Annotated in this window: 16 protein-coding genes; 7 read left to right on the forward strand and 9 right to left on the reverse strand. The window is 36.8% G+C overall.

Features of this window, described 5'->3' with window-relative positions:
• Positions 1–13: 13 nt before the first annotated feature.
• The gene (locus tag ACKPCA_RS10335; protein WP_321279007.1) at positions 14–3,202 is read right to left on the reverse strand and encodes a tetratricopeptide repeat protein; all 3,189 of its coding nucleotides are present in this window, start codon (positions 3,200–3,202) and stop codon (positions 14–16) included.
• Positions 3,203–3,452: 250 nt separating this feature from the next.
• Between ACKPCA_RS10335 and ACKPCA_RS10340 the strand changes: the two genes are divergently transcribed.
• Entirely contained in the window at positions 3,453–4,178 is a 726-nt protein-coding gene (locus ACKPCA_RS10340) for a cell division ATP-binding protein FtsE (RefSeq protein WP_054719664.1), read from the forward strand.
• Between the two features lie 5 nt (positions 4,179–4,183).
• A complete protein-coding gene (locus ACKPCA_RS10345; RefSeq protein ID WP_321279008.1) occupies positions 4,184–4,864 on the forward strand; it encodes a rhomboid family intramembrane serine protease in 681 nt (226 codons plus the stop codon).
• Between the two features lie 140 nt (positions 4,865–5,004).
• Here the strand turns inward: ACKPCA_RS10345 and ACKPCA_RS10350 are convergent, their stop codons facing one another.
• The 4 genes from ACKPCA_RS10350 to hypD all read right to left on the reverse strand — a co-directional run bounded on the left by ACKPCA_RS10350 (position 5,005) and on the right by hypD (position 11,409).
• On the reverse strand, positions 5,005–5,811 hold the full coding sequence (locus ACKPCA_RS10350; protein ID WP_321279009.1) for a M48 family metallopeptidase: 807 nt from the start codon (positions 5,809–5,811) through the stop codon (positions 5,005–5,007).
• A gap of 18 nt (positions 5,812–5,829) precedes the next feature.
• Positions 5,830–7,860, reverse strand: coding sequence for a thioredoxin domain-containing protein (locus ACKPCA_RS10355; protein ID WP_321279010.1), 2,031 nt, complete (start codon positions 7,858–7,860; stop codon positions 5,830–5,832).
• Between the two features lie 199 nt (positions 7,861–8,059).
• Positions 8,060–8,968 carry a glycyl-radical enzyme activating protein gene (locus ACKPCA_RS10360; RefSeq protein WP_321279011.1) on the reverse strand — a complete coding sequence of 303 codons (909 nt, stop codon included), beginning with the start codon at positions 8,966–8,968 and terminating at the stop codon, positions 8,060–8,062.
• On the reverse strand, positions 8,968–11,409 hold the full coding sequence (gene hypD / locus ACKPCA_RS10365; protein ID WP_321279012.1) for a trans-4-hydroxy-L-proline dehydratase: 2,442 nt from the start codon (positions 11,407–11,409) through the stop codon (positions 8,968–8,970). Before hypD ends, ACKPCA_RS10360 begins: the two co-directional genes overlap by 1 nt.
• A 378-nt stretch (positions 11,410–11,787) precedes the next feature.
• Here hypD and ACKPCA_RS10370 point away from each other — a divergent pair, with 378 nt between their 5' ends.
• A complete protein-coding gene (locus ACKPCA_RS10370; protein ID WP_321279013.1) occupies positions 11,788–12,621 on the forward strand; it encodes a hypothetical protein in 834 nt (277 codons plus the stop codon).
• A gap of 58 nt (positions 12,622–12,679) precedes the next feature.
• Positions 12,680–13,210 carry a CIA30 family protein gene (locus ACKPCA_RS10375; RefSeq protein WP_321279014.1) on the forward strand — a complete coding sequence of 177 codons (531 nt, stop codon included), beginning with the start codon at positions 12,680–12,682 and terminating at the stop codon, positions 13,208–13,210.
• Positions 13,211–13,213: 3 nt separating this feature from the next.
• Here the strand turns inward: ACKPCA_RS10375 and ACKPCA_RS10380 are convergent, their stop codons facing one another.
• Positions 13,214–13,639, reverse strand: coding sequence for a BLUF domain-containing protein (locus ACKPCA_RS10380; RefSeq protein WP_321279015.1), 426 nt, complete (start codon positions 13,637–13,639; stop codon positions 13,214–13,216).
• Positions 13,640–13,776: 137 nt separating this feature from the next.
• On the opposite strand from ACKPCA_RS10380, the gene ACKPCA_RS10385 reads away from it, so the two are divergent.
• Both ACKPCA_RS10385 and ACKPCA_RS10390 read left to right on the forward strand, forming a co-directional pair.
• Positions 13,777–14,142, forward strand: coding sequence for a cupin domain-containing protein (locus ACKPCA_RS10385; RefSeq protein ID WP_321279016.1), 366 nt, complete (start codon positions 13,777–13,779; stop codon positions 14,140–14,142).
• Positions 14,143–14,215: 73 nt separating this feature from the next.
• On the forward strand, positions 14,216–15,100 hold the full coding sequence (locus ACKPCA_RS10390; protein WP_321279017.1) for a DMT family transporter: 885 nt from the start codon (positions 14,216–14,218) through the stop codon (positions 15,098–15,100).
• Between the two features lie 44 nt (positions 15,101–15,144).
• Here the strand turns inward: ACKPCA_RS10390 and ACKPCA_RS10395 are convergent, their stop codons facing one another.
• Entirely contained in the window at positions 15,145–15,765 is a 621-nt protein-coding gene (locus tag ACKPCA_RS10395; RefSeq protein WP_054719649.1) for a CPBP family intramembrane glutamic endopeptidase, read from the reverse strand.
• A gap of 262 nt (positions 15,766–16,027) precedes the next feature.
• Positions 16,028–16,390 carry a hypothetical protein gene (locus tag ACKPCA_RS10400; protein ID WP_321279018.1) on the reverse strand — a complete coding sequence of 121 codons (363 nt, stop codon included), beginning with the start codon at positions 16,388–16,390 and terminating at the stop codon, positions 16,028–16,030.
• Between the two features lie 505 nt (positions 16,391–16,895).
• Here ACKPCA_RS10400 and ACKPCA_RS10405 point away from each other — a divergent pair.
• Complete coding sequence (locus tag ACKPCA_RS10405; RefSeq protein WP_321279019.1) at positions 16,896–17,126, forward strand: hypothetical protein; 231 nt, start codon at positions 16,896–16,898, stop codon at positions 17,124–17,126.
• A 103-nt stretch (positions 17,127–17,229) separates the two neighbouring features.
• Here ACKPCA_RS10405 and folD read toward each other — a convergent pair whose 3' ends face one another.
• A complete protein-coding gene (gene folD / locus ACKPCA_RS10410; protein WP_054722773.1) occupies positions 17,230–18,111 on the reverse strand; it encodes a bifunctional methylenetetrahydrofolate dehydrogenase/methenyltetrahydrofolate cyclohydrolase FolD in 882 nt (293 codons plus the stop codon).
• Between the last annotated feature and the right edge of the window lie 53 nt (positions 18,112–18,164).

Consider the following 18,164-nt stretch of genomic DNA (forward strand, 5'->3'; position numbering starts at 1 on the left):
TCTAATTATCATGCTACTCAATTTCTTTTTCTTCTTCTAACATTTCTTTCAACATCAATCGCTCTTCATCCAATCCTAAAGAATCTCTTTTTGCAGACTTTTCTTCGAATAGTTTTTTATTCTGAATGCTATCTGTTCCTTCAAACTGAAGTTCTACCGATTTGCTGGCAACTTCCTTCTCTTTCTGCTGCTCAGCTTCCAATAAAACATTCAGTTTCTTCTCAGCCCGTTCAAAAATACCATCCTCTTTCGAGCCGTAATTGTCAACAATACTTTGCAGTGTATATTTGGCCTGGAATTCATCATTCTTTTTTAGGAACACATCCGAAAGCAACAAAAAACTTTCCGCCAACCAATAATGATGCGGCGAGTTCATTTCAATAAAGTTGTTAATCTCTTTCTCGGCTTCATCCCATTTATTTTGCGCATAATATATTTCAGCAATTCTGAATTTAGCCTCGGCGCCTTCCACACTTTGAACTTCCTTTGATAATATCTTCAAATCCCTTAAAGCTTCGGTTTTCTTATCTAAACTCAAATAGGCTTTTGCTCTTTTAAATGTAGCCTCGCGAATCATTTCCTCTTGCACTTTTGGCATTTCAAGAACATCTTTAGCAGCCAAAATCACTTGATCAAATTCACTCAAACCATATACCGATCGCAAATAGCCAACCTTGGCAACATTTACATTTTCTGGAATCTCTGCAATATTAATCAATCTTTGATACTGATTTTTACTTTTCGAATAGTTCTGATTTCTAAAATTTAATTGAGAAGCCGCCAACAAAGCTTTTTCTATGAACAGGTTATCTGGCTGATTCACTACCTGCTCAAAACCTTCCAATGCCTCCTCATACTTTTGTTGATTCAATGCAGCATCGGCCTTATAATATTGTGCATTCAGACGGAACATTCCCGATGGATAATCAGACAAGTAATTCTCCAAGGCTTTTATTCCTTGCTCTGTTTTTCCCGACATGTACAATCTCTCTGCTGAAATGTAAGTCAACGAATCTTTTTCTGAACTTCTTACAGCCGAACCGTTTCCAACTGATTCTGCAAATGCAAAATATTCATTCACTTTATTTAAATCTACATACACATTTTTCAATCCAATAAACGCACTTTGCTTCTCTGCACTTTGCGGATATTTTGTAATTACTTGTTTGTAGTAACGAATGGCATCATCGTATTCTTTCAGGTTGTAATTCATCAATCCTAACTGAACCAAAGACTTTGAAGCATAACTACTTTCCGGATGATTCTCTGCTAACTCTTTATACAGAGCAGCTGCTTCGCGCTGGCGATTCATTTTAACTTTGGCTTTAGCCAATTCAAACAAAGCATCATCAGAATATTGAGATTTTGGGAATTTCATTTTCACCTGCTCAAGCAATCTGGCTTTTTCGTTCGGTTGATTTAATAATCCCATACAAAAAGCTTGTTGATACAAGGCATAATCTGCATCCCAACCTGTTGTAGCAGCTGCTTTTGCATAAAATTCAGCTGCTTTATTGTATTCTCTATTCAAAAAGAAACAATCACCAATACGATTGTATGCATCCGAAACAAACTCGTTCTTTTCGTTGGCCTGATTTACAAACTTTCTAAACCAATCCGATGCTTCATCATATTGATTCAAATCGAAATTGGCATATGCAATATTGTAATAAGCTTGTCCAAAATATTCAGAAGTTCCCGATCCTGGCGAAACCAAGAAAGTTTTGAACTGCGTAATTGCCTCTTTCAAATTGCCCAAACGATAATTCGCTTCTGCCTTCCAGTATAATCTCTCTGCTGAGATATTTGAATTGTACATGCGATATTTCCAGGACAAATCGAAAGCTTGAATGGCTTCTTCATACTTTAATTGCTTCATTAACTCCAAACCACGAAGGAAAGATACACGCTGATATGCCTTCTCAATCTCAGGCGTTTTATTCCTGATTTTATCCATCGAAGCAATGGCATCCGAATAATTTTTGGTGGTCATATACACCTTCACCAAATAATCGTAAGCCTCATCATTTCGGTCCGAATCAGGATATTTTTGCAAATATTCATCGAAGGCCTTAATGGTTTCGTTAAAAGGAGAATAAGACAACTCGTAAGTTAGTTTGGCATAATTGAACAAGGCATCTTGCTGCATATTCTTATCGAAATCCATTCTTGCAGCACTAGCAAATGCCGCCTTGGCTCCATTTTTATTTCCAGATTTTAGATAAGAATCTGCCAAACAAAAAGTAGTCACCTGAAGCATTTCATCATCTTCGCCTCCCACTTTTTCGAACTGTGGAATGGCCTCTTCATATCTCTTCTGCTTGTAAAGACAATATCCATAAGCAAATTTTTCTTCGCGAACCAAACTCTTCTTCCCTTTTTCAAGATATGGTATGGCTTTGGCATATTCCTTTTCCTGATAATAAGCCAAACCAATCATCTTGGCAATTTCATCCTGACGCTTCACACTAGCATCTTCCAAATATTTAGGCGCATAGTTTAAAAGATCCTGATATCGCTCCTGCAAAAAGTAAATCTGGCAAATGTAATAAGGTACAATTGGAGCAAAAGTTTTATTGGACTCCAATTTTTCAAATCCGCTTAAAGCGGTTTGGTAATTCTGATTTAAATAGGCAATGTGCGAGTAGTAGTAATTTGCCGGAGCATTGTAATCTCCTGCAACTTCAATAATCTCGTAAAAATTCTTTCTTGCATTCTCATAATCCTCTTGTTGAAAATATGAGTAAGCGATCTTAAATCGATATTCCGTTAAATCATCATCATTTAACAAATAAGGATCAACCTGCTTGAACCACAACAAAGCTGCTTTATATTTTTTATTTCGATATTGTTGGCGTCCCAATTGAAAATATGCAGATTGAATTTTATTGCTTTCAGGGTAATTCCTGATGAATGCTTTCATCTCCTCTTCGGCACCAGGACGAAATAATTCTATCGAGCAAAATGCCATATAAAACTCTGCCTGAGATTTTTTATCGGAAAACTCGGTGCTATTTCTATTTACAAACTCTTGGAATTCTTTACGAGCAGCTCCAAAATTCTTATTTTGAAACTTTTCATTCGCCGATTGCCAAATTTGAGAATCGGAATAATGGTTTAAAGATTTTTGAGCTTGCGTTAGATTGCCGGTACTTATCAAAAGTAGTGACAAAAATATCCATAATAAATATCTGCTTCTCATGCTATTGTGTGTAGGTATTATTGAGTGAATTAATGATTCCGAAAGTACTAAACTTGTAGTATTTCGTAATTTTTAAAACCAGCCTTAAAGGTAAAAATAATATACTTCTTTACAGTACTTTCAAACGAAGCTTCTTCAGAAAAATTGTCTCTTTTGTTAAGAATTAATGATGAAGAAAAAAGTGTTACGAGAAATAATTTTTTAGATTTGTATTTCGACGTATTTATTACAACTCGCAAAACGAACGCACATGTCAGAATCTGCAATAATAGAATTAAAAAATGCTACTATCCGTCAAGCGGATAACATTATTCTTACCGATGTAAATCTGAAAATCGAAAAGAACGAATTTGTCTATTTAATTGGTAAAGTGGGAAGTGGAAAATCGAGTCTACTGAAAACTTTATATGCAGATTTACCTCTAACTGAAGGTGGTGGATCGGTAGCTGGATACTATCTTCCTATTATCAAACGCAAGCAGGTTCCATTCTTACGTAGAAAAATTGGAATTGTCTTTCAGGATTTTCAATTGCTAACCGACCGATCGGTGAAAGAAAATCTGGAGTTTGTATTAAAGGCGACTGGTTGGAAAAACAAAAAAGAAATTGAAAACAGAATTGTAGAGGTTCTTGAAAAAGTGCACATGGGCAACAAAGGTTACAAAATGCCACACGAACTATCAGGTGGTGAACAACAGCGTGTTGTAATTGCTCGTGCTCTACTAAATTCTCCTGATATTATTCTTGCAGATGAGCCTACAGGTAATTTAGATCCGGAAACTTCGGATGAACTGGCTCAATTAATGATGGACATTAGTAAAAACGGCCGAACTGTAATCATGGCCACACACCAACATGATTTGCTAAAAAAATTCCCTGCCAGAACCGTGGAGTGTATCGATGGCAAACTGGTGGACAAATCAGCTCCTGAATTTATTCCGGAAATTGCAAACAATGAAAGTGAAATCAACCAGTAATCTATTTGAGAAAATCTGAACCATACAACAAAGAATTTGAACAATTAAAACTGAAACACAGTTTAATTTTTCCACTCGCTTTTTTGATTCTAATCTGGGCGATTAAAATTTTTGAATGGGGATTGGGTTTAAACTTTACACACCTGGGAGTTTTTCCATTACATGTAAAAGGATTATTGGGAATTGTAACAAGTCCTTTAATTCATGGAGATTTTCGACACCTTATGGCCAACTCAGTACCTTTTCTTGTGTTGAGTTGGGGAATCTTTTATTTCTATCGACCTCTGTCATACCAAATTTTTATTCTTTGTTACCTAACTACCAACATTCTGGTTTGGATAGGAGCCCGGGAGGCCTATCATATTGGAGCCAGTGGATTGGTGTATTCATTCGCTTCTTTCCTTTTTTTTAGTGGTATTTTCCGCAATTACTATAGATTAATAGCCATTTCCTTTGTTGTCGTGTTTTTATATGGCGGCCTGTTTTGGGGAGTATTTCCCATATTGAATGATGTATCATGGGAAGGACATCTATTTGGAGCCATTTCCGGATTAACTTATGCTTTGGCTTATCGCAATAAAGGTCCACAAAAACCCCGAAATATTATTCCTGAAGATGACGAAAGTATTCCAGAAGAAATTTGGAATTCCGAACACCTGGAAAACAAGGAAGAATTACGTAAGTGATTCTAAATTAATCATTCCGATCTACAACAAAGATTCCAAGTACACTCAAAGAAAGTTTAGAAAATAAAAAACGCAAAGGCATTTAATCCTCTGCGTTTATTCACTAAACATCTTTATGTCCTTTTAGAGACACATAAAAATTATCTCTTTTTATAATATTTCATTGCCTCTGGAAGAAACTCCTGCAGATTCTTTACTCGAGTATCATCTGCCGGGTGAGTAGAAAGGAACTCAGGTGGCTTTTGTCCACCACTTTCGCCCATTCTTTTCCAGAATTCAACTGCTTCCGATGGATTATAACCTGCCATTGCCATAAAAATCAATCCCATTTTATCAGCCTCATTTTCGTGTGAACGAGAGAAAGGCAGCATTACACCAACATTGGCACCAACACCAAATGCTGTCATCCAAATCTTTTGTGTTTCAGCAGGTTTTTCATTTAAAGCAATCGCCAAACCTTGTCCTAAAGCTTGAATTCCCATTTGCTGGCTCATACGTTCATTACCGTGACGTGCCACTGCATGCGCAATTTCATGTCCCATAACAACTGCCAATCCGGTTTCAGTTTGAGTATATGGTAAAATTCCAGTATAGAAAACTACTTTTCCTCCAGGCATACACCAGGCATTTGGCGTATCATCTTCTACCAGATTAAATTCCCATTGAAAATTAGCAACTCTTTCTCCCATTCCATTGGCATTCATAAATTCTTCAACGGCCTTTGCTATTCGATTTCCACATGATTTTACCATGTCTACCTTTGCTTTATCTTTTGAAAGTTTATTTTCCTTCAAAAAGGCATCATATTGCGTAAGACTTGTAGCAATCATTTCATTCTCAGGCAAAAGGTTCATTTGTTTACGTCCAGTAATTGGCACGGTAGCACAGGCTGCCAATACAAATACCAAGCCTGCTAATAGTACATTACGAATTGTTTTGCTTGTCATTATTATTTGGTTTTTGGTTTATTCTGAAATTTCTTCTTCTAACTGATCCAATAATTCCTCTACACTTGTAACAGGAATTTTACAGCTTCTATCTTTACAAAGATAAAAACTTGTTTGATTTGGAACATAACGATTTTTCAACAAGGGCAAATCACTCTCCGTTAAACTTCCTGCAATAAGTACATTAGGCAAAAAAAGTGATTCTATATTTTGTTTCTCACTTACGGCTAAATCACCTATTATTACCAATTCGTAGGTAGAATTAGCCAAGCAAAAAAACAATTGTCCCCAATTAAAATGATAGGATGGAACTTTTAAAATTCGTTCAAAAACATTGGCTAACATTTGTTTCGATCTTTCAAGGTAAGTTTCCTTCTCCAGGTAAGTTCCCAACGTAAAAAGAGATTTTGCTATCGAAGAATTTGATGATGGAATTACATTATCCAGCAATTCCATTTTCCTTGCTATCAAATCAGGATCCTCATCGGATGTATAAAAAAACATCCCCGATTTCTCATCTGAAAAATGTTCCATTACCACTTTAATCAATCGATCAGCTTTAATTAAATAATCTTCTTTAAAACTGGCCTGATACAAGGAAATATAGGCTTCTATGGTAAAAGAATAATCGTCTAGAAAAGCGTTGATTTTCGAAACTCCATTCTTATAATTTCGATGCAAATGGCTTTCTCCTATCACTAAATTTGTCTCAATAAAATGCATTGCTTTCTCAGCTCTTTCCAGATATTCTTGTTTCCCCAGAGCCTTGTAGGCATCCACAAATCCTTTAATCATTAAAGCATTCCAACTGGTTAAAGTTTTATCATCCAAACCAGGGCGGATTCTTTCTTCACGCTTCAACAGTAATTTATCCGAAGCTTTCTTTATTTCCTCATCAAATTGTTCTGTGCTAATTCCCAATTTTGTAGCAAGTTCATTTTTATTGGCCGAAATCATTAAAATGTTACCTTCTTCCCAATTCGCTTTTTCGCTAACACCAAAATACTCGCAAAACCATTCGGCATCTTCTTTTAAAACACTTTCTATTTCTGATTTTTCCCAAACATAGAATTTACCTTCAACACCTTCGCTATCGGCATCCAAAGAAGAATAAAACCCTCCTTTGGGTAAACTCAATTCCCGATCAACAAAAGCCAAAGTTTCTTCAATTACTCTTTTGTAATCTGGAATTTTCGTCAGACTATAAGCCTCTGCATACAAACTTACCAATTGAGCATTATCGTATAGCATCTTTTCAAAATGTGGAACTTTCCAGATTTTATCCACCGAATACCTGGAAAAACCTCCACCTATCTGATCGTAGATTCCTCCTGCCGCCATTTTATCAAGCGTAAGTACCACATGATCCAAAGCCGATTGATCTTTGCTGGCATGATAATATCGAAGTAAAAACTGAAGAGAGCCTGGCAATGGAAATTTAGGTGCATGATTATTGCCACCTTCCAGTTTATCAAACTCTTTTTGCCAATTTTCACAACCCGATTTCAAATCATCAACATCAAATAGTTTTGGGTCCGATTTTACTTCAATTAACTCATTACTCCTCACTCCTTCTGAAATCTGAGCAGCCACATTTTCAACTTTATTTTTCTCGCTTAGCCAAGCATTTTGAATTCCCCGCAAAACTCCTACCCAATCATTAGGTCGAAAATAGGTTCCTCCAAAAAATGGTCTTCCATCGGGCATGGCAAAGCAATTGAGTGGCCAACCACCACTACCTGTCATCAATTGTACAGCATCCATGTAAATCTTATCGATATCAGGTCGTTCCTCTCTATCTACTTTTATACAAATGAAAAATTCATTCATAATTTTAGCAATCTCTTCATTTTCGAAACTCTCGCGTTCCATTACATGACACCAATGGCAAGCTGCATAACCAATACTAACCAGTATTACTTTATTCTCATCTTTTGCCTTTTGCAAGGCTTCTTCTCCCCATGGATACCAATCAACTGGATTATGTGCATGTTGTAACAAGTAAGGACTATTCTCCTGTGCCAATCGGTTTGTATATTGAACTTTCATTGCTTTCTTATTATTCTGAGAGCAAGATTCAACTGGAAATATGCCAATCAGTATGATCAGTGCTACCATGAACCTATATCTCTCATTAAGGTGTAACATTCATTAAAGATAGAATTTATTTTAAATGATTCTAAATAAAAAAAGCAGCAATACCATAATTGTACCACTGCTCTCCAAACCAATATTATTTTATTACCTCTTAGCCTCCAACACTTGCTGAAATTCCATATTCAGCAAATATTTCTTGTGCTCTTGTCAATTCATCTTCACTTGGAACGTCCATATTTTCCACCAAATACTCCGATCCCAATTTTGTATGTTTGTGTTTTCCCACATCATGATAAGGCAGCAAATTTACTTCCTTACGCTTCCAGGGAATTGTAGACAAGAAGTCAGCCATTCTTTCAACTGTTTCCTCATCAGCATTAATGCCTTTAATAAAGGGAACGCGAATAATAAAGTCAAAATTGTTTTCAGCCAACAATTGGATATTTTTTAATATCAATTCATTATTTACTCCTGTATATTTCCTGTGTACTTCCGACTCGAAAGCTTTAAAATCGACAAGGAATAAATTGGTTCGTTTGGCCACTTCCAACACAACTTCTGATTTGGCAAACAAAGTGGTATCCACAACCCGGTGAATATCTTTTTCTGCACATTTGTCCAAAATTTCAATCAAGCTCTTGTGATGCATTAAAGGTTCGCCTCCCGAGAAAGTTACGCCACCTTCCGAATGATCAAAAAATATGGTTTCCCTTTCAATGATCTTCATCAACTCATCGCTCGAGTATACCTTCCCAGACATCTCAATGGCCTTGGTAGGACAAACCATGGCACATTTACCGCACAAAGTACACTTTTCAACATCGGTTACAATGCCTTGCTTCGTTAATTCCAATGCCGATTCCGGACAAATTTCAACACACTTTACCGAGCCAATGCATTTCGATTCGGTATACATTTTTTGTGCATAGGGCGATATGCTTTCAGGATTATGACACCAGACGCAGGACAAAGGACAACCTTTATAAAAGATTGTCACTCTAATTCCCGGCCCGTCATTGATTGCATATCTTTTGATATCAAAAATTAATGCTTTACTCATTAAAACGATTCATTTTCTGTTCTATCGATTACTTCCTGCTGCAAATCTGCATTCATATCATTGAAGTAATCGCTATACCCTGCCATTCTTACCAATAAATCCTTATAATCTTCAGGTGTTTTTTGTGCAGCCAACAAAGTTGCTGTATCCACAATATTAAACTGAATGTGGTGTCCTCCCAATGAGAAGTAGGATCTGATCAATTTCGATAATTTGGCAATATCTTCATCACGCTTTAACAAACTTGGTAAGAAACGCTGATTCAACAATGTTCCTCCTGATTTGGTATGATCCAATTTGGTAAGCGATCGGATTACCGCTGATGGTCCGTGCGTATCGCATCCATGCGATGGCGAAGTTCCATCGGAAATGGATTTTCCTGCCAAACGACCATTTGGAGTGGCTCCCATTACTTTGCCAAAGTAAACATGACAAGTAGTTGAAAGCATATTCAGATGGAAAGTCTCTCCTTTGGTATTTGGTTTTCCATCGATAGCCGCCAATAAATCATTGTACACTTTTACCGCTATGTCATCAGCATAATCATCATCATTTCCAAAGAATGGTGTATTGTTCAAAATGGTTTGACGCAATACTTCCTCTCCCTCAAAATTGGTTGCTACAGCATCCAAGATGGTATCAATACTAAAATTCTTATCCTCAAAAACATGTTTCTTTAAAGTGGATAAACTATCAGTTACCGTTCCCAATCCAGTACACTGAATGTAGTTGGTATTGTAACGCGGACCAGCATTGTAATAATCCCTTCCTCGAGCAATACAATCATCCGTTAATACTGATAACAAAGGAGCTGGTGCATATTTGGCAAACATTCTATCAATGTAATTGCTTACTCTTATTTTTTGATCGACAACAAAGTTCACTTGCTTCAAAAATGCCTCGTACAACTCATCGTAAGAAGCAAATGTTCTTGGGTCTCCTGTTTCGATACCCGCTTTCTTCCCAGTTACCGGATCGATTCCGTTGTTTAAGGTTACTTCAAGAATTTTTGGAACATTCAAATATCCAGTCAACACGTAAGCTTCCTTACCAAAGGCTCCAACCTCAATACATCCACTGCATCCTCCTTCGCGAGCATCTTCAATGCTTTTTCCATGTCCCAACATCTCCATGATGTAAACATCCGGATTAAATACCGAAGGATAACCATGTCCCAGTCGGATTACATTACATCCTGCTTTTAAGAATCTTTCAGGAGTTCGCGAACTAATGTGAATGGAACTTCCAGGCTGTAAAATGTGCAGGTCTTCAATAATGTCAAGCATAATATAGGAAACCTCGCTTACCCCGTCAGATCCATCTTTTCTTACACCTCCAATGTTAATGTTGGTAAAGTCGTTGTAAGTTCCACTTTCGCGAGCTGTGATTCCAACCTTTGGAGGTGCCGGCTGATTATTCACCTTAATCCAGAAACAAGAAAGCAATTCTTTGGCCTCATCTCTGCTTAATTTTCCATCAGCCGATTCTTTATTGTAAAAAGGTTCAAGGTGTTGATCAAAGTGACCTGGATTCATGGCATCCCAACCATTCAATTCCGTAATGGTTCCCAAGTGCATCCACCAGTACATCTGAATGGCTTCCCAGAATGTTCTTGGTGCATTGGCAGGAACCCAACGACAAACCTCTGCAATTTTCAGTAATTCCGCTTTTCTGCTTTCATCCTTTTCCTTTGCTGCTAATTCTTCAGCCATATCTGCATGACGCTCCGATAACAGAATTGCCGCATCACAAGAGATGGCCATTGCCTGTAGCTCCTCTAATTTATCGGTAGCCTCATCATCGTTCATGTAATCCAAACGATCGATATGATCCTGAATGTCTTTCTTAAATTCCAGCAGACCTTTCTTGTAAATCTTACCATCTAAAGTAGTGTGGCCTGGTGCACGCTGTTCCATAAATTCTGTGAACAAACCTGCCTCGTAAGCGGCCTTCCACTCCTCTGGTACATGATTAAAAATTCTTTCTCTTTGGGTACGACCTTCCCAATAAGGAATTACTTCCCTGGCATAAGTATCAATCTCTTCCTGCGAAATGGTGTATCGCTGCAATTCACGAGTGTTTAAAACATTTAAGTCATCAACACTATGGCAGGTTAACTCAGGAAAAGTTGGAACCGATTTTGGTGAAGGCCCACGTTCCCCTACAATCAATTCTCCATCGCCAATGTAAATGGTTTTGTGCTTACATATTTCGTAGAAAGTTTTAGCACGCAATACTGGTATTGAGTATTTGCCGTAATTTTCTTTATAAAATTCAGTTTCAATTAAGGCACGCTCAATGGAAAGTGATGGTTCAGTCTCAACACTCACTTTTCTAAGCTGCTTAATTCTTTCATTCATGCCCGGACCTTGTCCGTTGTTTTTATCGAAGTTACTTCCCGACTTTGCTTCTCTTTGCGGAATGGTTTTATCTATTGTCATTATTTTTCAATTAATCTATTCGAAACGATGTTTTTGGGTACTGCATATGCATTCCACAATAGGAATTTCAGTACTTAAAATAAAATATAGTTTGTGACAGCAAAGTGCAATAACACCTTGCCATTGGAAGGACAATTGTTTAAGAATAGATCATTAAACAACTAAAAAGTCTGCGGTAACTGTATGTTAAAGTATGGTTCACGTACATATCAACATCTTTTGACTGAACCAAATTTACGAAATATTATTATCGAAGATACCAAAGCTCTGTGAAATTCTTGTTATCTATAAATGATCTTAACAAATACATGACACGGCCTTACATATCAATGCTTTTTCATTAACTTACAATTGCTTTTAATCTACTCCTGATAAAATATGAAATCACGCCAGCTTTTTCTCCTTGTAATTGTTGCCTTCTTTTTATTCTTGAGATGCACAGAACAGAAAGAACAAGTTCATTATACCAAAATGAGCTTTGAGCAGCTTTTTAATTACTTCTTAACAACTCAGGATAGTTCTGATTTAGAAAAAGTAGAACATCTATTAGATGATTCTCTCGTTAAATATCCCTTTAGATTTTTTTATCCTAGCGAAAGAATAGACTCCTTGAAACAAGAGGTTGTTTTCACGTTTAAACTAGCAGAAGAGGATTACGACTATAATGAAGATTATAAAATTAAAATGCGCAATCTTTTTTTAATTCACATAGATAAAAAAAATGTAATTCATGCAAAAAGAGAAAAAATAAGTAATTGTGACTCAATAATAGATGACATGATATTTTTTATTAAAAATGATAATGATGACGATAACTTACCTGAAAAAAGAATTGCAGTTGTTGAATTATTAGATACAATTCAAATTTCAAAAGCATATTTTACTTTAATTTCTCAATCTCAACCAGATTCTCTAAAGCAACGAACTGATTGGCTAATTGTGAAAAGATCGATATCATCTATACTTTCAGCATATAAACTGGTTAAAAATAATGCTGCGGTATCATATTGGAATCGAAATTACAATGAGTTAAACTTTAAACAAAAAAAATCAATATCACAGCTTTACCCTATTAATATATGGTTCTATCCAAACCCTACAAATTTAGATTGGCTAGCCTTACCTATACCTCCTCATCCTTCCCCTCCTCCATCTCCAATATTATCGAAAGAAATTCTGGATATAATATATGAAGATGAATTAGAAGAGTAATTTTTCCCACAAACTATACTTCTCCAAAACATTTCGGCACCATACTTGTTTTTAGTGCATGAAAACACTATTCATTTTATTACAAATGTTAACGAATGTAGATACAAAAGTTTTGTCCGATTTCACCAACGGTTCGAACCTATCGGATTGGTACATTGTAAATGATGTGGTTATGGGTGGTAGATCGGATTCGGGAATTTTCCTGAACCGTAACGATTGTGCCGTGTTTAAGGGTTATGTTTCCCTTGAAAACAATGGCGGTTTTGCCATGGTAAAGCATGTTTTTGATCCCATTAAAATTGATTCTCATTCCAAAATAGTGATGAAGATTAAGGGCGATGGCAAGCGATATCAAATCCGATTAAAATCACAGGCTTCCCAAGCTCATTCACACATTAATTACTTTACAACCACAGGTGATTGGCAAGTTATTGAGATTCCGTTCAAAGATTTCTATGCCAGTTTTCGTGGCAGACGCTTGAGTTATCCGAATTTTAATGCCGACCAATTGTCGGAGGTAGCTTTTTTAATCGGCAATAAAAAAGCTGAAGAGTTTCAGTTGAAAATTAAATGGATTGCTTTGAAGTAAGCCTCAGGTATACTTCATAAACTTCACAATTAAATCAACAATGGCTTGTGAACTTTGCTTTAATCTTTCTCTAATGTCATTGGAAGACATTACATCGGTAAAACCTGGTAAGTCTTTCGAATCTTCCTTGCTCAGTTTCTGATATCCCATACTCCAATTCGGGAAAGATCTTTGATCAATTCTCTCCTCTAATATTTTCACAATATTGGTGTGGCGCTTATCTTTCTGCAAGCGATTGTAAAGGTCATGAATCGTATCCGATTCCCCCTCTATCACCTGAATAAAAATCTCATCATTGTAAAGAAGTAAACCGGTTACCCCCTTTGCCAAGTTCTTCGGTCTAATTTCAGACAATAACTCATCCAGTTCCAACTCCGAAAGCTGGTTCCTTGAAAAGCTTACATATACGATATGAATTAGATTAGGCATAGACTAAAGTTACAAAAGATCTCTAATCTTTTAATATTGATGACTTAGGGAACAAATCCTTTTTCGAATCTCCTAAAAAAGCTAAAGCAATCACCAATCTTTAATTATCTTAGGTTCCAATATTTAAACCCGATAGCATGAAGATCAATTTAAAAGAGAATTTTGAAAATATTAAGGATTATTTTTCACCCAAAGTGCTTGGCGAAGTAAACGATGTATATGTAAAAATTGCCAAAATTAAAGGTGACGAACTGCCATGGCACGACCACAAAAATGAAGATGAAATGTTTTTAATTATTGAAGGCAGCCTGCTAATGGAAGTAGAAGGAGCAGAACCTTTTGTTATGAATGAAGGTGAATTGTTTATTGTTAAAAAAGGACTCCAACATCGAGTTTCATCTTCATCTGAATGCAAAATCATGTTAATTGAAAACAAATCTACGGCTCACACAGGTGATGTTAAATCTGATATCACAAAAGATATCAAGGATCAATTAAAATAATATTTTTAAACATTTTGCTAGTATCCGCCATAAAAGCATCTACCTTTGTCTCGAATTTAACACAACATATTAAATGAAACGTGAAGGAAGTTCTTATGGTATTTTCCTGATGATATTGTCGGTAATTGCCTTTGGCATTATGACTACACTGGTGCGAAGCATGTCTCATGTAAGTACTTACATAACAGTTTTTGTACGATTTGCCATTGGTGTAGGCGTTATTGGAATACTAGCCATGATGCGAAAAATAGATCTTAAGTTTGTTCGCAGTCCATTACTCCTTTTACGAGGAATTACCGGTACAGCATCGGTTGCCTTGTTCTATTTGGCCATCATAAAAATAGGAATGGGAAAAGCCTCGGTTTACTCTTACTCCTATCCTTTGTTTGCTTCCTTGCTAAGTGCCATAGTCCTGAAAGAAAAAATTCAGACCGCAAAATGGTTGATGATGCTATTGGCACTAATTGGCATTGTTATGGTTTCATTTCAGTTTACCGAATCTGGCAAATCATGGAGTTTTGGATGGTTTGATTTTCTAGCCATGCTCAGCGCCATAACCAATGCAGTATCCATTTTAATTGTGAAGAAATTGCATGGCACTGATAATTCTTACGCCATCTTTTTTGCCCAATCCATTGTTGGGTTCTGGATATTTCTGGTTCCGGCCAATCTGCCCGAACTAACCGGTCCGGTTACCAGTAGCTATATATTAATATTTATAGGCCTGGCATCTGCATGTGCGCAATTGTTGAACACCGAAGGCTACCGACATGTTTCCATTGCCACCGGCTCACCGTTTCACATGCTCATTCCAATTGTAAATGTGATAATAGGAGTGTTGGTTTTCAATGAGGTATTTACCACACAGGAAATCATTGGATCCTCATTGGTAGTAATGGCTTGTCTGGGAATTTTACGATTGAATAGCCGAATGCAAATCCAAACAAAGCACGCTTAGTTTCACGACTACATGTACTTTTAAAATTTCCTCACTACTGGAATTTACGATGGCAAGTAAAAATAAATGCCCAAGCCATTGGTAAATAAAATATTCCCATAAAGAGAATGCTCAAGAAATACAGCATTTAGCGATTTATTACGCAAATATGTATAAGAGAATATGATACTGCCAATAAAAGTAAAAATTAATGCCATCCAATTGCGAAATATGATGTGAGCCATTGAAAAACAAATCGCATTTACCAATAGCATTACAACAGGATTGGTAAATAATATCTTATATCGATGATAATAGAAAGCTCGAAAAATAAACTCCTGTGTGTAAGCCGACCATACCGGATAACTCACAATTACAGCTAGCCAAATCCAGAAGTTATTTCGTGGCAAATGAAAAAATACATCGGCCCTGAATATATATACCCAAATGGAGGTAAGGATTAAAAGAATCGATCCTTTCAGTAAAAAATCCTGCCAAGGATAGTCCCGTTTAATTCTAAATATTTCACGATCAAAATTCTTGTCTTTAATAACAATGAAAAGGCAGTATAAAAAGACCAAAACAAGCGGAATGGCTTTATGAACTGGAATCATCTCATAATAATATAGCATTGGCAAGCCAATAAACATGAATAACATTTCCGTCCACAAATACAATCTCCTCATAACACCCCAATTTTAAAAGAAACAACAAGAACATTAACGACAATAAGAAAGACTTTCCTTATTAAGATTCGTTCTATATAAGTTACAAAAAAAGAGGCAAATTTGTTTTATAAATGCCTCTGAAATTTAGGAATGTTATGATTTTATTGACAAACGTAAATTTGCCCTAAAATTGCCTGTGTTTTTTGTGGATTAAATGGCTTCAAATCATGATCAAAAAATCATCAATTCAAGACTAATTCTCATAACTAGCTGATGCGAATTATGAGATTTTTTTCTGTGCTCTTCTTGCTGCAACAATCATTAAATATCCAGCAATAACCGGTCCGTATGCTAAGAATTGATAACCTTTAAGATCGAACCACTTTAGATACAAGCCCAAAGTAGCGATACCTCCAATTATCATTAGTGCCCAACCTATCATTCTTAACTGTCTTGCATCAAGTTTTCCAGGCTTCTTTACATCTCCTGCAAGAATTTTATTGTCAATTTCTCTAACAACACTTTTAACGGTATTCTCATCAATACCTTTGTCTTTCAATTCTTTTCTTATTTGAGAGAAATCCATCCCCTCAATCTTCTTTGCGTGATAAAAATCGACTAAGTCCTTAAAATCTTGTGTCATAATTGTTGTTTTGAATGATGCAAATCTAATCAGAGAGAAATGATTTTCAAAATCTACACTATATGATTTGCAAAGACAGAGTAGTGCTGCGTCTCTACAGCATGTATTATTGAAAATATTCCCTTAGTCATTAGCAATGTCATACTCATAGTTAATATTGGTCAGCTCCTAATCCCCAATGACAAAGTCAATTCTATCATTGGTACACTGCGAGTTGGCATCTGAATGCTCCTACCTGCCAATGTGAGCCTCTTTCCTATCATCTGCATCGAGAGACCTGATAAATACAGCCTTACACCTACCAATTGCATTGCACTTATTAACAATGAGCGTGCAGATATCAACATTGAGGGTGCAGATGGCAGGTAGGAGCTTGCAGTTGGCAGGTCTCACGATGCAGATGGCAGGTGGGAGCGTGCAGTTGGCAGGTCTCACGGTGCAGATGGCAGGTAGGAGCGTGCGGTTGGCAGGACGTACGGTGCATTTATTAACAAAGAGGGAAACATTGGCTGGTCGAACGGCTCCAATGGCAGGACGAACGGTGCAGATAGTGATCGGAACGATGCAGATGGCAGGTAGAACGAGTCCATTGGTAGAACGAACGGCTCCAACGGGAGGTCGAACGGTTCTGATGATAACCCGAATGATGCTGATGGCGGGTCTATTCAATAAACTGTGTCACCTTAAAATTGATAATGCCTTGTATTTACCACAAAGAATTATTTGGACTTGCTAGAGTATGCATTTATGCTGTCTTTACCCAAACAAGTATTCGTAAATTCCATAAAAAAACAGGCTCCTAAAATTAGAAGCCTGCTTGAATATTTTGATTCAGAAATCTATTTATAGATCTCTTTTTTACTTGCCAATAGTGTGTTTTGAAGCAATGAAACGATAGTCATTGGCCCAACACCACCTGGAACCGGAGTAATGAATGATGCTTTAGGTGCAACCTCATCGAATTTCACATCTCCAAGTAATTTCCATCCCGACTTGGTTTTGTCAGATTTTACACGGTGAATACCTACATCAATAATTACAGCTCCTTCTTTCACCATATCGCCAGTAAGGAATTCTTGCATTCCCAATGCTACGATTACGATATCCGCCTGACGGGTAATTTCTGCAATGTTTTTGGTTCTACTGTGACACAATGTAACGGTACAATCGCCATAAGCAGCCTTACGCGACATTAAAACACTCATTGGCGTACCAACGATGTTTGAACGACCAATTACCACACAGTTTTTACCTGATGTTTCGATATTGTAACGCTTTAACAACTCAACAATACCAGCTGGAGTTGCAGGAAGGTAAGTTGGCAAACTTGCAACCATTTTACCTACGTTCATTGGGTGGAATCCATCAACATCTTTTTCCGGACGAATGGTTTCGATTACCTTGGTCTCAGAAATGTGCTTAGGAAGTGGCAACTGAACAATCAATCCGTCGATGTCATCGTTCTCGTTTACCTTACGGATTTCTGCCAAAAGTTGCTCTTCTGTAATGTCATCTTCGAAACGAAATTCTGAAGACTCAAAACCTACAGCATGACAAGCTTTCACTTTAGCAGCAACATAAGTTTCGCTGGCACCATCGTGTCCAACAATCATAGCAGCAAGATGTGGAGTTTTTCCACCTGCTTTTTTAATTTGTTCAACTTCGGCAGCAATTTCCTGCTTTACCTCGTTAGAAATCTTTTTTCCGTCGATTAATTCCATGGTTTGTTAGCTTTGTTATTTAAAAAAAATGCCTGACCGCAGAGTCAAGCATT

Origin of the sequence: Marinifilum fragile (assembly GCF_963677365.1) — a bacterium.
Classification (GTDB): domain Bacteria; phylum Bacteroidota; class Bacteroidia; order Bacteroidales; family Marinifilaceae; genus Marinifilum; species Marinifilum fragile.

What these genes read in the sequence shown, in the direction of transcription:
- ACKPCA_RS10390 (WP_321279017.1), top strand. Translation starts at nt 14,216, where the DNA reads ATGAAACGTGAAGGAAGTTCTTATGGTATTTTCCTGATGATATTGTCG.
- ACKPCA_RS10350 (WP_321279009.1), bottom strand. Translation starts at nt 5,811, where the DNA reads ATGACAAGCAAAACAATTCGTAATGTACTATTAGCAGGCTTGGTATTT.
- ACKPCA_RS10380 (WP_321279015.1), bottom strand. Translation starts at nt 13,639, where the DNA reads ATGCCTAATCTAATTCATATCGTATATGTAAGCTTTTCAAGGAACCAG.
- ACKPCA_RS10400 (WP_321279018.1), bottom strand. Translation starts at nt 16,390, where the DNA reads ATGACACAAGATTTTAAGGACTTAGTCGATTTTTATCACGCAAAGAAG.
- ACKPCA_RS10370 (WP_321279013.1), top strand. Translation starts at nt 11,788, where the DNA reads ATGAAATCACGCCAGCTTTTTCTCCTTGTAATTGTTGCCTTCTTTTTA.
- ACKPCA_RS10355 (WP_321279010.1), bottom strand. Translation starts at nt 7,860, where the DNA reads ATGAAAGTTCAATATACAAACCGATTGGCACAGGAGAATAGTCCTTAC.
- ACKPCA_RS10335 (WP_321279007.1), bottom strand. Translation starts at nt 3,202, where the DNA reads ATGAGAAGCAGATATTTATTATGGATATTTTTGTCACTACTTTTGATA.
- ACKPCA_RS10385 (WP_321279016.1), top strand. Translation starts at nt 13,777, where the DNA reads ATGAAGATCAATTTAAAAGAGAATTTTGAAAATATTAAGGATTATTTT.
- ACKPCA_RS10395 (WP_054719649.1), bottom strand. Translation starts at nt 15,765, where the DNA reads ATGAGGAGATTGTATTTGTGGACGGAAATGTTATTCATGTTTATTGGC.
- ACKPCA_RS10375 (WP_321279014.1), top strand. Translation starts at nt 12,680, where the DNA reads ATGAAAACACTATTCATTTTATTACAAATGTTAACGAATGTAGATACA.
- ACKPCA_RS10360 (WP_321279011.1), bottom strand. Translation starts at nt 8,968, where the DNA reads ATGAGTAAAGCATTAATTTTTGATATCAAAAGATATGCAATCAATGAC.
- ACKPCA_RS10340 (WP_054719664.1), top strand. Translation starts at nt 3,453, where the DNA reads ATGTCAGAATCTGCAATAATAGAATTAAAAAATGCTACTATCCGTCAA.
- hypD (WP_321279012.1), bottom strand. Translation starts at nt 11,409, where the DNA reads ATGACAATAGATAAAACCATTCCGCAAAGAGAAGCAAAGTCGGGAAGT.
- folD (WP_054722773.1), bottom strand. Translation starts at nt 18,111, where the DNA reads ATGGAATTAATCGACGGAAAAAAGATTTCTAACGAGGTAAAGCAGGAA.